Below are 14,393 nucleotides of genomic sequence, written 5' to 3'. Positions count from 1 at the left end.
CTGATTTTATGGCTAAATCCACTATCGCCAAAACTGGAATCAAGAAGCAGGGGACCTACCGTGGTCATCGTGAGCGGCAACAGAAGCGCATTCTTGACGCGGCGTTTGAGCTCTTCAGCGACAGCGGAATTGACCGCACCACTATGTCCGAGATCATAGGTGCAAGCGAACTGAGGGCCTCCACCGTCTATGAGTATTTCTCCAATAAAGACGAGATCGTTTGGGCGATATTTAGCCATGTGCTGGAAGAGGATACGGCACGGGCAAAAGACAGCGTTGAAAGCGCAGGGAACGGGCTGGGAAAGATCACCGCTTTGCTCCAGTTCATGGCCGACGAGCTCACCCATCGTCAGCCTAAGATCCGCTTCATGGCGCAGTTCGATGCCATGTACGCGCGGGACTGGCCCGTGGAGCGACTACTAACGGTTGAAGGGCGGTTTTCGGGCGACAGGTTCGAGGTCTTCCGGGTGTTGATCCGCGAGGGGATCGAGGACGGCTCACTCCGCTCCGATCTTGATCCCGACCTGACGCTGCATGCGGTCTTCAACGCAGTCATCGGAGTTCAGCGACGCTTCGCCTCGCTGGGAGTAAAGGTAGAACGGGAGTTTGGACAGCCGATCGACCGGCTCTTCCAGGAGACGATCCGCATCATCCTCCTTGGTCTGCGACGGGACCTACCCAAACCTATCCACGCGACAACCTCAAGCAAACGGCCCGAGACAAGGTCCAAACAAGCATCAAGGAAGAAGCTCAAATGACCTACCTTGCACGCCTTCTCACATCCCTTTCCCTTGGCCTGTTGTTTGTTACTTCCAATCGCCTTGAAGCCGCATCGGGCGTACTGCGGCAGGTGCTCACGGCCGATGCAGGATGGAAGTTCACGCTCGGCGACCCAAGCGGCGCAGACGCTAGTGCGTTCTCTGACAGCACATGGCGCACGGTGGATCTCCCCCATGACTGGAGCATTGAGGGCAAACCAGAGAAAGACAACCCGACCGCAGGCGGCGGCGGGTTCTTCCCCGCAGGCGTAGGCTGGTATCGCAAGAGCTTCGGTGCGCCATCAGCGTGGAAGGGTAAGCGGGTCGTCGTCGAGTTCGATGGTGTCTATCGCGACTCGACCGTCTATCTCAACGGTCACAAGCTCGGAACGCATCCGTACGGATACACGGGGTTCACCTACGACCTGACCGACGGCCTGGCATGGCAGGGGAAGAACGTGCTCGCGGTGCGGGTAGATAACTCAGCACAACCGAATAGCCGTTGGTACAGCGGATCGGGCATCTATCGGCATGTGCGGGTACTTGTGCTGAATCCCATCCATGTGGCGAATTTTGGTGTCTTTATTACGACTCCACAGATTTCGGAAACATCGGCAACGGTTGCCATCAAGACGAAGGTCGCTAATGACTCGGCAGCCCCCTCCGAAGTAGCAGTGAGAACAACGCTCTTCGATCGCGACGGGCATGAAGCGGGCAAAAAGGAATCGTCGATTACGGTCCCTGCCGGCAAAGACTTCGAGATGGCGCAGGATATTTCCGTAGTGCACCCCGCGTTGTGGTCGCCGGCTTCACCAAATATGTACCGCGCGGTGTCACAGATAAGTCAGCGCGGCAAGATCGTGGACGAAGTAACGACACCGTTCGGCATCCGCTCGTTGGAATGGTCAGCCGCGAAGGGGTTCCTGCTCAACGGGAAGTCCATCAAGTTCACGGGCGGAAGTGTGCATCATGACCACGGCCCTTTGGGTGCTGCTTCGTTTGATCGCGCCGAGGAGCGCAAGGTCGAGTTGCTGAAGGCGGCTGGCAACAACGCCGTGCGGACGTCCCACAACCAGCCTTCGGCTGCGTTCCTAGATGCCTGCGACCGGCTCGGACTTCTCGTGCTGGATGAGCCGTTCGACACCTGGAAGGCGCACAAGGTGAAGTTCGACTACGGCACGGACTTCAACGAGTGGTGGAAGAGCGACCTGTCGGCGCTGATTTTGCGCGACCGGAACCATCCTTCGGTGGTGATCTGGGGCATCGGCAACGAGATCCCTGAGCTTGAAGTGGAACAGGGCCGTGAAATGGGTAAACAGCTCGCAAACCAGGTACGGTCTCTCGACAAGACGCGGCCTCTCACGCTCGCGTTCCCCGGCACAACGACCAAACCGGTCGCGAAGGATGTCTTCTCGCAACTCGACATCACGGGCTACAACTACAGCATTCTCCCGACCTACGAGGCGGATCACCAGATGCTGCCGCAACGGCTGATGCTAACGACTGAGTCGTTCCCCAACAAAGTCTTCCCGCTTTGGGCGATCTCGCAGGATAACCCCTACGTGCTCGGCGATCTCGTGTGGACCTCAATGGATTACCTCGGAGAATCCGGCATCGGAGCCTGGAGCTACGGCACGCCCGAGCAGGAGAAGATGGCGACCGCAATCATGGGAGGCATGATGACGACCGAGACCGTGGACAAAATGTTCGTCGGCATGGCCAATGGCGTCGACATGACTGCGGCTATTTCCGGCGGAGACCCTGCAATGAAAGAAGCGATGGCAGCCGTCTTCCCGGGATATCCGTGGCATGCTTCTGCATGCGGCGATTTGGATTTGACTGGCTTCCGCAAGCCGCAGTCATACTATCGCGACATCCTCTGGAACGGCGGTGATCGCGTGTACGCCACGGTACGTTTTCCAGAGCCCGAGGGCAAGAAGATCATCGCAACCGGATGGGCAGTCTACCCCACGCTTCCGAGCTGGAACTGGGCTGGGCAGGAGGGTAAGGAGATGCAGGTTGAGGTCTACTCCGGTGCGGAGAAGGTTCGCTTGTATCTCAATGACAAGTTAATTGGCGAGAAGCCAACCGGCCGGGAGCAGGAGTTCAAGACTGTATTTAGCGTGCCATATACTCCCGGGGTGTTGAAGGCCGTAGGCGTGCGTGGCGATCGTTCCGTCGCGGAGAGCATTATCACGACCGCGAAGAAGGCCATTGCGCTGAAGGTGACGGCGGACCGACAAGTGATCGATGCGGACGGACAGGATTTGTCCTACCTCGTCGTCGAGGCCGTGGATGCCGATGGACATCTGGAGCAGACGGCTACCAATGGGGTCCAGTTCGCACTCAGTGGACCTGTTGTGATCCAGGCCGTGGGCAACGGCGATGGGCAGGATGGCGCTTCGTATCACAGCATGAGCCGCAAGCTGTACCAGGGGCGTGCGATTGTGGTGGTAAGGACGTCGACAAAGAGCGGTCGCATTACGGTGAAGGCAAGTGTCTCAGGACTGACCGACGGTTCGGCGACGGTAGAGGCGAAGCCGACCGAGCAACACTCCGAGCTTCGCTAGGAGCAAGGCTGGCTCATCTTCGTCTGAAGAGATCAAAGTCAGTCTGGTCTTGAAAGCACTCGTTCCTTATCGTTGAAGCTAGGTCTTTTACAAAAGAGAGCTGGGTATGCCCCTCTCAATGGCTCTCTGAGTACAAAGGACGATGAGAGCGTATTTCTTAAAGCAACCTGGGTGGTGAGCCTCTCGGCTCATCCACCCAGGCTGGCGACTACTCGTCGCCGTCCCCGTCCGAAGGATCATGGGCGGCTTCAATCTTCGAGAGCTGCTTCATGCTGAGGGCATGGATCTCCGCGATTCGGTGCTTGAACGTGACCCCCTCGACGTCTTCCTCGACCTCGCGATACTTGAGCTTGCCTTCGAGGGTTACGAGCTGCCCATTTTGGAGCGTTCTAGCGAACTTCGAGAGATGGCTCCAGGCATAGACGCGATGCCATTCGGTGCGGTTCTCGTAGTTGCCTTTGTCGTTCTTCCAGCTCTCCTGGGTGGCGATGCTGAGGACGGCGTACTCTTTGCTGTTCTGAGCGGTCTTGGCTTCTGCGTTCTGTCCGAGGCGTCCGATGAGCGTGATCTTGTTGAACATGGTTCGAGTCTCCGTTTTCTTCTGGTTTGTGCCGCTGTCTGCGGTACATGCTTGCCCGGAGGGTGTGCCGCGCGACCCACTCCCTCGGCGACTGGACGGGATCTGCGGAAGGGGACCCCAGCTTGCCTGGGGGGAGGAGTCCACACCTCGAAGAGGCGCGATAGCGGGCCTTTGATAGGTAGGTAGTGACCTGCGGGTAGGCGGCTGAGATTGGGTCCGCTCATCTCAGAACCAAGTGAACTGCGGATAATGGTTTCATGCAGGTACTCGCCAAGCATGGACATTTGAGCAATCTCTCTGGCCGAGTTGTCTGTGGGGGAGTGCGCCTGGCGGCGTCGATAATTTGCAAGGGCGCGGTAGACGGCGGATATGGCAGCTGCATCATTCATGGCTAAAGGCTCCTTTCTGGTGTGGTTGGAAATGCGGGGGCTGTCGCCAGCCCCAGCGAGGCTAGGCCGCAACCTTCTTCCTGGGTGCGGCTGGTTTCTTGGGTCTCGTGGTGGGTGCATCCTGCTTGATGAGCGTGGGCTGCTCTTGCTTCTTCGGAGCCTTGGCTGCTTTTGGCTTCGGCGCTATGAAGACGGCCTCGGCTTCGCTAAGGAAGTCGAGTTCGTTTTCGCGCGGGATACCGACGTGCCCGGCAAGGGCGAGGCGAAGCGCAAAGCGCGTCAGCTTCTCATCCGTGGTGTTATCGATGGTGGAAAGCAGAACCTCTTCGGCGCTGCGGTTGTCGTTCTCGTCCGCGATGTCTTCGGCCAGGTCGTCGGCGAAGGTGTAGGGGTCAAGATTGACGATGGCGCGAAGTAGGAAACGAAGCTGCGCTGCGGTAAAGCTCTCGGGTGCGTTCTCAAGAATTCGCTCGAAGGTCGCCTCCCGCTGCTTGCGTAGTTGGTCTCTGCGTTCGTGCTCGGCCTCGCGCTCCTGCTCTTCCCGCTCGAACTGCTGGCGGCGTTCCTCGGCTCGGCGGTCCTCCTCGGCTTGATGCTCCTTCTGCGCTGCTCGTATGCGGCTTCGCGCTGTGTGGCTTCTTCTTCGGTCTCCTCCGGGGCTGCGGGAGTCATGACGGGAGTGGGGTTCTCCTGCTCCTGTTGGGCTAAGCGCGCGGCTGCGCGTGGATCGTGGATGGGGCAGTTATTGTCGGTGCAGACAGTAAGGGTGGTGCCTATGCGCTTGCCGTAGACGATGATGGCTGCCTTGGCGGCTACGCAGGCCGCGACCGGCTCGGCGTCCGGGTTTACGGTCTGCTCAATCTCGCGGAAGTGGCCGCGCTGGACGGCTCCGGGCCTCTTCTCTCTCGGGCTGCGGTATCCGTTCTCGATCTGGACAAGCTCGGGACGGGCCGCAATCTCGCGGTCGAGATAAGCGGTGATTTTCGTCTGATAGTAGGGACCGTCAAGACACTGATCCCCATTGGTTACGTCAGCAAACAGAGACGTGTTGTATCCGCTGCGGCGGGGGCAAGTGATGCAAGCTCCTGCGGCGGGATGAGGGTAGGGTCTTCCTTGTCGAATGGTGCATCGGCAAGAGCAAGGTAGAGGTTGTCCTGTATCCATGCCGAAAGGTGCTTGGCGGGGAGCAGGTGCGGCTCCTTGTCCTGCCAGTCCTTGCGCCAGCACTGCTCGAAGGCTTCGGCCTGGGTCTCCTGCGGGAGTCGAGCAAGCAGGTTGGCATGGCTGGCGGTAATACGTTCCGCGCTGAAGGCCTCGGCGATGGACGGGACGAGTTGGAGAAGAGACAGACGCGTATAGACGTGTGCGGAGCTCTTACCGGACTTGTCGACCAGCGTGGCCACGTCGTACCCGGGCATGTCGAGCAAGCGCTGGACGCCCTGTGCCTCTTCGTACGGGTGCACGTCGACGCGTTGCGAGTCCTCCCCTGCCTGCTTGGATCCAACGCACGCTCGTATCCTGTACGCGCCGGAATCGAACCTGGAGCGCAGTGAGCTTGAGATGTTGAGGACAGCAAAGGTTTCGGTCGACGTGGCCATGTACAGCTTCACGGATCGTGAGCTTGCTGAGGAATTAGAGAAGCTGGCGCAGTCTGGAGTGAAGGTAAGGGTTTACCGAGACTCGCGTGAATTCAACGACGAGAATCAACGCGGCTTGTCGACGACTGCGATGCTGCTGGCAGGCGGTGTTGCGGTTCGAGTTAGAGACTCTCGCGACCTGATGCATTTCAAAAGCTATGTAATTGATGGAGCGCTTCTGCGTACAGGATCGGCCAACTGGTCACCGACTGGACTCAAGCGACAAGACAACGATGTGCACTATGAAGTCGACTCAGCCCTCGCAGGGCAGTTTAAGTCCATGTGGAATCGAGCGTCGAATGCAACTTCAGCATCAGCCGCGCCCTAGACTTCATATTAGCTAACAATCGCGGAGTGCATACAAGAAGCTGACACTCAGCACGGTCAACCTCGTCGATACCTTCGCGAAACCTAAATGAGTGCATTGGCCTGTTCTCTCTCAATTGAGAGCGCCCGGGCGATTGCTCGCGAGAAGGCAACTTCGCGTTGCTAACCATTGTCGCCACTAATCTCCTGAAAACTCACAGAAACGACGTCCCGGTCTGGAAATCCGGTTCACTCAGAGGTTCCCGCCTATCAATTACAATTCCCTAGAATCTCACCGTGATCGACGAACTTTTTGAACATGTTGCCGTCAGCGCATATTTCGTTCATTAGTATCACTGCGGGATAAAGTCTGAGTTCTGCTGGAGTTTTTTATGTTTCGGCTCACTGCACGTTTCTGCTTCGCCTCTATGCTGTCCGTCCTTCCCTCTCTTTCGGGTCAGGCACAAGCAGCACAGAAGGCACCTCAGACCCTGCCAATAGCCTTTGAAGTTAACCGCGGCCAAATTGCTGAGCCCTACGCGTACAGGTTTCATCGCGATGGAGCCGATACATTGTTCTTGAACAACGGCCTGGATATCGTACTGGGTGGCAACGCCGCGCAGCCACTCCATGTGGACTTTCGTGGCGCCAGCGCCACACCCCGAGGCGCGCAGCCTCTTGCCGGGCACACCAACTATTTCGTCGGAAGTGACGAGTCGCGATGGATCAGAAACGTTTCTCTCTATTCGGAAGTGGAGTACAAAGAGCTTTATCAAGGCATTTCTCTCGACTTCTATGGAAACGATCGCGAACTCGAGCACGATTTTCATGTATCTCCGGGCGCGGATCCGTCACAGATCAGGCTTCACGTTCGAGGCGCTTCTTCGGTCAGTGTGCGACATAATGGAGACTTGGCCATTGCGTCTCCTAGCGGCACGATCGAGTTCCATAGACCCGTCGCTTACCAGATGACGGCTGAAGGCAAAACGATTGTTCCCGCGAAGTTCCGTCTTTCGCAGGATCAAGAAATCAAGTTCGATCTCGGCGAGTATGACCACTCCCGAGTGCTTGTGATCGACCCTGTCATCACCTTTGCTACTTATCTGGCCGGGACCGGAGCCGACCAGGTGACGGCCGTATCCACAGACGCAAGCGGCGATATTTTCGTCACCGGTTACACCACTTCAACGAACTTCCCGACAGAGAACCCGTTCCAATCAGGGCTCGGAGGCTCCGGTGCGACGAACGTCTTCATCACGAAGCTGGACGCTAGCGGGAAGACACTGATTTATTCAACCTATCTTGGCGGTTCGTCCTCAAGCTTCGGCGATTTCGGCGGAGCGATCACTGTGGATTCAGCCGGGAACGCAATCGTCGGCGGCATTGCCTCCTCCAGCGACTTTCCTCACGCGGGTTCCGTTCCGTCCGCGGTGAGTTGCCAATACACCAGTTCCTGCTACTTCATCGCCTCGATCAAGCCTGATGGCTCGGGTCTGAATTATGCGGGTCGAATTGGCGGCACGCAGGGAAACTACACGAACGGTGTGAACGGCCGTGTGGCCGTAGATACTTCGGACAATGCGTATCTTGCCGGGCTGACAGACGACAAAAGCTTCAACGTCACGCCCGGTAGCTTCGGAGGCAGTCCGCTCGGATATCCCTACGATCAGATGTTCGTCCTCAAAGTAGATACGATCGGCAACCTGGTATATTCCACAATCGTTCCGGGCAACGCATCGAACTCTCCCAGCCAGCCGTACACCAATGCGTTTCTTCCGACCGGTATTGCGGTGGACAGCAGTGGAAGGGCGACCGTTCTTGGCTGGGGCGGCCTAGGTCTGCCGACCACCCCCGGCGTGATTGCGCCGCAGTTCCCCAACACTTATGTGAACGCTTCAAATCCCTCCGCAGGCGTCGTGCTGCGCCTGAACGCAACAGCTACTGCGCTGGACTTTTCCAGCTATCTTCCGGGTACAGACAACGCTGGTGGCCTGGCCATTGATCCCAGCGGAAACTTATGGATCGCCGGTGAGACGGGCGAGACAACACTTCCGGTGAGCACAAATGCCTACCAAAAGGCGCCCAGTACCGGCAGCATCTCTTCTACGGCATCCGGTTCCGGATACATCATGGAACTAACGCCTGGAGCAACCAGCGTACTCGCGGCGACGTACCTGGATGGAACAGGCGTGGGCCAGAACTATGAGTCCAGCTCCTTTTCTGCTATCAAGCTGGATAGCGATCTGAATGTGTTTGTGGGTGGCACCACGAGCTCTCCGGACTTTCCGCTGCAGAATCCGTTCGTGACCGTACTGAACAGCACGGGCACCATATGGGGCATGGTGCTGGCAGAGATGAGCCATGACCTGAGCACTGTCAAGTTCGGCTCGTTCCTCGATGCCGTGGGGAACGCCAGCTACGAGGGCTCAAACTTCGGCGGCATGACAGTGGATGCGCAAGATCATCTAGTTGCCGTGGGAACGACCTTTGCAACGGATTTTCCAACGACGGCAGGCAGCTTTCAGCCGACTCCTCCACCGGCTGCCAGTCCTTACAGTTCTTATCTGCACAGTTTCGTGGCGAAGATGGATATGTCTGTGGCTGCTCCAGCGCTCTGCTTCAGCAGCCGCAGCGTTGCGTTCGGAAACGTGAACGCTAACACCTCCAGCAGCAAGACCATTCAACTGATAAACTGCGGCAACGCGGCGCTGACCATCAATGCGATCACTTCGTCTGCGTCGACCGTGGTGGCCAACCAGAGCTGCGGCTCTATCACTCCGGGAACCGCGTGCCCCATTCAACTCACGTTCACGCCGGTGAGCAGCGCCAGCACCTCGGGTTCCCTGTCCTTTTCAACCAACGCCGCGACTCTTCCGCAAACCGTTGGCTTCGGGGGGCAAGGGGTTGCTCCCAGTATCTCCGCGGGTGCAAATCCTGCTCCTTTCGGTCACTTCCTTATAGGCACGGCTGCGCCAAACGCTACGCTTGCTCTCTACAACAGGGGACAAGTGGCTCTGACGATCAGCAGCGTGACTGTCTCCGGATCCGGTTTCGCGCTGGTCAACCAGTCGTGTACGACCCGGAGCATCCCCGCGAACTCTCTCTGCGTCGTCACTATCTCGTTCACGCCTCCCTCCACGGGTACAATAACCGGAACCGTAACGGTGCTCTCCAATGACCCGCAAACGCCACAGCTCATGGTCACTCTAAGTGGCACGGGAGACGCGATTTACCCAGTCCCGACGTTGTCCTCACTCTCCGCGCCAACGGTGCTGCTGAACACCGCAACCACGGAAACGTTGACAGGCTCGAACTTCTCTCCGCAGTCAGTTGCTGAGCTGAACGGCACCGCATTATCCACCCAGTTCGTGAGCAACACGGCCTTGCAAGCCACCATTCCAGCTGGGGCGATTACTGCCCTGGGAGAACAGATCTTTACCGTGGTGAACCCGCAACCGGCGGGCGGCACAAGCGCGGGCCTGATCGTCACTCCCTACCAGACGATCGCGATCACCCCATCGTTCCTTGTATCCGTTCCAGCTAAAGGCCTTCTCTATGCATCAACTTCTTCGACGGCAGCCAGCAATCCCAATACAGTGATTCCCATAGACCCGACGACCAGTGCGACGAAGACGCCGATCGCCGTTGGGAACAAGCCGGGCATCCTGGCCGCGTCGGGTGATGGATCATACCTGTACGTCGCCAATCAGACCGATCTGACTGTTCAACGCATCAACTTGAGTACGAACGCTGTAGAGCGCACGTTTGCGTACACGCCAAACCTATACTGCACGACCTGCACCAATGTGCCGGCGACCGACCTGGCGACGGTACCTGGAAACCCGCAGCAGGTGCTGCTGGCTCAGGGTGATTGGCTTACGCTCTACAACGACTACGGGGCAGTTAATCACGTTCCTAACGACGGAATTTGCTGCACGGCCGATCCTGATTTCGCAAGCATTGCCCTGGCCGGAAGCCCGCTTACCGTATATGGCTTACCTTTCCTCATCACAGGAAAGTTCTTCCAGACGGCGAACTTGACACCCTCCGGCCTTTCTTACACGCGCCTCTCAGAGACCAACTACGGCGGCAACGCCACGACGGGAGCTCAAGTCATTTCCGATGGCGCGTTGCTCTACACGAGCGCAGGTCAGATCTGGGATCCGGCTACGGAGACTGAAATCGGCTCTTTCCCCGTAACGACATTCAACTCGACCTCGTATCCCAACACCCATAACATCACCCTCGACACTTCGCTGGGCGAGTTCTACACCATCGGTGAACAGCAAGTCGGGTCGAGCAGCGCTGCAGTCATCTCTGCGTATGGCCTGAAATCCCATACCATAGATGCCACGCTAAACTTTTTTCAGATCACCTCGGCAGAGCAAACCAACCTTGTCCGTTGGGGAACGAATGGCTTTGCCTTCATCTCCGATGCTGGTATCTACCTGGTGAAAACGAGCGCGGTTTCCGGATCTAGGCAAAATCCAATGCCGGTGCTGAACTCGATCTCACCGGCTTCGGTGAGCGCAGGTGGGTCAAGCGTTACACTCACGGTGACCGGCAGCAGTTTCCTTTCGAATTCTGTCATCGATTGGAATGGAACGCCTCTCCCGACAACTTTCGTCAGCGGCCAGCAGCTTACAGCCCTGGTTCTTGCCTCAAACTTGTCTCAGCCGGGTACTGCGCAGGTCGCCGTCTACACCCCTGGACCAGGGGGAGGAAGCTCTGGTTCCGCGGCGTTCACGATCAACATTGCGTTGCCGGGTGCATCGTTATCTGCATCCTCATTGGACTTCGCCAACGTAGCCGTGACGCTCTCAAGCAATGCACAGACGGTTCAGCTTACAAATACAGGAAACGCGCCGCTTGCCATAAGCGGGATCGTAGCCACGGGCGATTTCTCAGAAACGAATACCTGCGGAGCAAGTCTTGCGGCTGGAACTCCCTGCACGATTACGGTCCTCTTTACTCCCTCCGCCACAGGTTCGCGGACGGGCACACTTGCCGCTAGGGACAACGCTTCCACTACCACACAGACAGCGACACTGGGAGGAACCGGCGTACCTGTTCTGACTATGGGCACCTCGCCAGGTGGATCAACGACGAGCAGCGTGAGTAGTGGAGACAAAGCTACATACGCCCTTGCTATCACCGGAGGCACGGGCTTTTCAGGTACGGTTAAACTTACCTGCACGGGAGCTCCGCAGTATGCGACCTGCAATATAGATCCGTCCACGGTGACGATCACATCAGGAAGCGTCACAAACTACACCGTGACCGTCTCCACCGCGCAGACTATGGCTGCGAGCATTTCTGCTCGGGACGTAACCTTCGCAGGATTATGGTTCGCTCCGCTTTTCGGTCTAGGACTACTCACGCGCAGGAAATTGCGCGTCGCGATCCTTGGATGCATCGGCGTGCTCGTGTGCATATCACCGTTTGCTCTTTCCGGTTGCTCTTCCGGAAGCGCCGGCAACAACGGATCCACAAAGGTCTACAGCACGCCCGCCGGCACATACAATCTCACAATCAGTGGATCCGCAGGCTCAACAGTCATCACTCAAGGTCTTGTGTTGACCGTCAATTGATCGGCTAATTTCGTAAGCGGGACAGCGCTGTTTACCCACTTGTTATGTTCAACAGACCGGCGCGGGGCCTGCTTAGTACCTAGGCTTCCGAGTCGTCTACAGAAACGCGCTTCCCTGAGGATTAGTGCCAAATCGCCGATGCGCTCAGCGAGACTGTATCGGTACCAAGGGTTGGCGGGTCGCCAAGCGAACACCGCAAGCGAGTAAAGTGATTGCGTTAGCAAAAACGCTAACTGGACCTTATTCAATGAGCCCTCGCGTCACTCGCCGCACCGCCCTGGAAGGTATCGCCGCTGCCTTATCCCTTCCTGCATTCGACCACTCATACTTTGTCACTCAACTAAGACCCGAAGCTCCGCTTGAAGAGTTTCGCTATGATCAGGTGTCAATTCTCGGCACTCGCCAGATCCAGCAGCGTGAAAACGTCCTTAACATTCTCACCGGCCTCAATGAAGATTCGCTGCTTTATCCCTTCCGTGCAATGAGCGACACGGTCGGGAGGCCGGTTCCCGGCACGAGTCTCCCGGGATGGTATCAGTGGTATCCCAACTACGACTTCCACCACGATGTCGGTGGTCTCGCCCCCGGCCACAGCTTTGGCCAGTGGGTCTCTGCGCTGTCTCGTTTCTACGCTCAGTCGAAGTTCGACGACGCCACCGGCAACACGCAACTCGCTGAACAGGCCAGGCGCCTGAACCAGCTCATGGCCGAATGCATCGGCCCTGGCTACTTCGTCAAGACCGTCTTCCCAGCCTACAGCTACGACAAGCTTGTCTGTGGCCTAAAGGACGCGCACTGCCTCGCTGACGATAAGACTGCCTTCGCGATCCTCGATCAAATCACCGACTATGCCGCGCCCTCGCTCCCCGGCCGAGCAGTAAAACGTGAGACCGCCTGGAAGCTCGGTGCGGGCCCTGAATGGATGTGGGACGAAAGCTACACCATACCCGAGAACCTCTATCTCGTCTCCGCCCTGGGAGCAGGTCCGCGCTATCGCGGCATCGCAGAGCAATATCTCGAAAACTCCACCTACTTCGAGCCGCTCTCACGCAATGTAAATGTCCTGTCTGATCGGCATGCATACAGCTATATAAATGCCCTCAGTTCCGCCATGCAGGCATATTTCGTGGGTAAGAGCGCCATGCATCTCGAGGCGGCGCGTAACGGCTTCGCTATGCTTCAGCAACAGAGCTTTGCGACCGGTGGCTGGGGCTCGAACGAACTGCTGAAAAAGCCCGGTTACGACGAACTCGCCAGCAGCCTCACCTCCTCGCACAACAGTTTTGAGACGCCGTGCGGCAGCTATGCACACATGAAGCTGACGCGATATCTCCTGCGCGCTACCCGCGACGGCAAGTACGGCGACAGCATGGAGCGAGTGATGCTGAACACAATCCTTGGGGCGCTTCCTCTACAGTCCGATGGCCACGCTTTCTATCACCAGGACTACAACTACATTGGCAAGCGCATTTACTCGAGCACAATCTGGCCCTGTTGCGCTGGAACGTTGCCGCAGGTGGTGGCAGATTATGGCATCAACACTTATTTTCGCGAGCCTGGCGCCGTCTGGGTCAACCTATATCAGCCATCAAAAGTGCGCTGGATGGAAGGTGACAATCCCATCACCCTCGAACAGACAGGCGAATTCCTCGCAGACGGCACCGTTCGCCTGCACATCGCTTCCTCGTCACCGGCAACGTTTGCGCTCCGCCTTCGCATCCCCGCATGGGCAGGTAACAAAAACATGCTGCTCATCAACAACCACCCGGCAACCATCGCCGCGGAAAAAAGCTTTACCACAATCGAACGCACATGGCGCAACGGCGACATCGTAGAACTCCGTCTCCCCATATCCCTGAACCTCGAAGCCATACCCTCGAACGGCGGACCTGAACACCCCAACACTGTCGCCTTGCTTTACGGTCCGCTCGTGCTCTTAGCCCTCCGCGAGTCCTCGGAGTTGGGCTCGCTTTCGCTTTCACGCGACGCGCTCCTTGCCGCCGAACGTACCGGGCGCATGGAATGGACCGTCAAAAGTAATAGTGGGCCTCGCCGCATGGTCCCCTTTGTTGAAGTAGGCGACCGACCCTATTCCACTTACGTCACCGCCATCTGAGCTTTACTGCGAAGCAACTTTATAGAGAGCGTTCTTCTCAGCAGGGCACAGCAGACCACAGGCTCGTGTCCATCCCGGCATTGATGGACAGTCCTCCACAGTTGTCCCACGCCGTCTGTTAGTTCTGCAGCGATTGTCAATGCCGCGCGACCCGCCCGAGATTCGACCTAGCACCCAGTTGAGGTAAGGATGTTCCTCAGGACTAATGCTCGAAGTATGTCGGTCTTTGCTCGATGAGTGACTCGGCCTGTTATCGCGAGTTGAAGAACGGATGGTGACTATGAGTGTAAGAAGAAATCCGGCGGAAGTGATAGTGCGGCGGTTGGCATGCCATGCTGCACCGTCGCACACCGCCGTACTCGACGAGGAACTTCGGGTGACGCCAGCTACGGCCCGCACCGTTCCGTCCCTCGCACAAAATAGGTAAGCGTCTCTTTGAACCTCAG

At 57.6% G+C, this 14,393-nt stretch carries 10 protein-coding genes; 8 read left to right on the top strand and 2 right to left on the bottom strand.

The annotated features are described in order from the left end of the window. Window positions 1-8: 8 nt before the first annotated feature. Entirely contained in the window at window positions 9-758 is a 750-nt protein-coding gene (locus tag OHL20_RS00400; protein ID WP_263381240.1) for a TetR/AcrR family transcriptional regulator, read from the top strand. After that, a complete protein-coding gene (locus OHL20_RS00395) occupies window positions 755-3,328 on the top strand; it encodes a glycoside hydrolase family 2 protein (protein ID WP_263381239.1) in 2,574 nt (857 codons plus the stop codon). Before OHL20_RS00400 ends, OHL20_RS00395 begins: the two co-directional genes overlap by 4 nt. A 208-nt stretch (window positions 3,329-3,536) precedes the next feature. Here the strand turns inward: OHL20_RS00395 and OHL20_RS00390 are convergent, their stop codons facing one another. Continuing rightward, window positions 3,537-3,908 (bottom strand): single-stranded DNA-binding protein, encoded by a 372-nt coding sequence (locus OHL20_RS00390; RefSeq protein ID WP_263381238.1) that lies wholly within the window; start codon window positions 3,906-3,908, stop codon window positions 3,537-3,539. A gap of 369 nt (window positions 3,909-4,277) precedes the next feature. On the opposite strand from OHL20_RS00390, the gene OHL20_RS00385 reads away from it, so the two are divergent. The 3 genes from OHL20_RS00385 (at window position 4,278) to OHL20_RS00375 (ending at window position 5,270) form a co-directional block, all read left to right on the top strand. After that, window positions 4,278-4,715, top strand: a complete 438-nt coding sequence (locus tag OHL20_RS00385; RefSeq protein WP_263381237.1) for a hypothetical protein — start codon at window positions 4,278-4,280, stop codon at window positions 4,713-4,715. An 81-nt stretch (window positions 4,716-4,796) separates the two neighbouring features. Next, window positions 4,797-5,087, top strand: a complete 291-nt coding sequence (locus OHL20_RS00380) for a hypothetical protein (RefSeq protein WP_263381236.1) — start codon at window positions 4,797-4,799, stop codon at window positions 5,085-5,087. A 3-nt stretch (window positions 5,088-5,090) separates the two neighbouring features. Then, entirely contained in the window at window positions 5,091-5,270 is a 180-nt protein-coding gene (locus tag OHL20_RS00375; RefSeq protein WP_263381235.1) for a hypothetical protein, read from the top strand. A 52-nt stretch (window positions 5,271-5,322) separates the two neighbouring features. Here OHL20_RS00375 and OHL20_RS00370 read toward each other — a convergent pair whose 3' ends face one another. Further along, complete coding sequence (locus OHL20_RS00370; protein WP_263381234.1) at window positions 5,323-5,895, bottom strand: ParB/RepB/Spo0J family partition protein; 573 nt, start codon at window positions 5,893-5,895, stop codon at window positions 5,323-5,325. Between OHL20_RS00370 and OHL20_RS00365 the strand changes: the two genes are divergently transcribed. From OHL20_RS00365 to OHL20_RS00355, 3 genes are all read left to right on the top strand, one after another. Beyond that, window positions 5,894-6,262, top strand: a complete 369-nt coding sequence (locus OHL20_RS00365) for a phospholipase D-like domain-containing protein (RefSeq protein WP_263381233.1) — start codon at window positions 5,894-5,896, stop codon at window positions 6,260-6,262. The genes OHL20_RS00370 and OHL20_RS00365 overlap by 2 nt on opposite strands. Before the next feature lie 370 nt (window positions 6,263-6,632). Continuing rightward, window positions 6,633-11,831 carry a DUF7948 domain-containing protein gene (locus OHL20_RS00360; protein ID WP_263381232.1) on the top strand — a complete coding sequence of 1,733 codons (5,199 nt, stop codon included), beginning with the start codon at window positions 6,633-6,635 and terminating at the stop codon, window positions 11,829-11,831. A 247-nt stretch (window positions 11,832-12,078) separates the two neighbouring features. After that, complete coding sequence (locus tag OHL20_RS00355) at window positions 12,079-13,947, top strand: glycoside hydrolase family 127 protein (RefSeq protein ID WP_263381231.1); 1,869 nt, start codon at window positions 12,079-12,081, stop codon at window positions 13,945-13,947. Window positions 13,948-14,393: the final 446 nt, after the last annotated feature.

The sequence above is a fragment of the Granulicella arctica genome (assembly GCF_025685605.1).
Taxonomy (GTDB): Bacteria; Acidobacteriota; Terriglobia; order Terriglobales; family Acidobacteriaceae; genus Edaphobacter; species Edaphobacter arcticus.
This window is presented reverse-complemented; position numbering and strand designations above follow the sequence as displayed.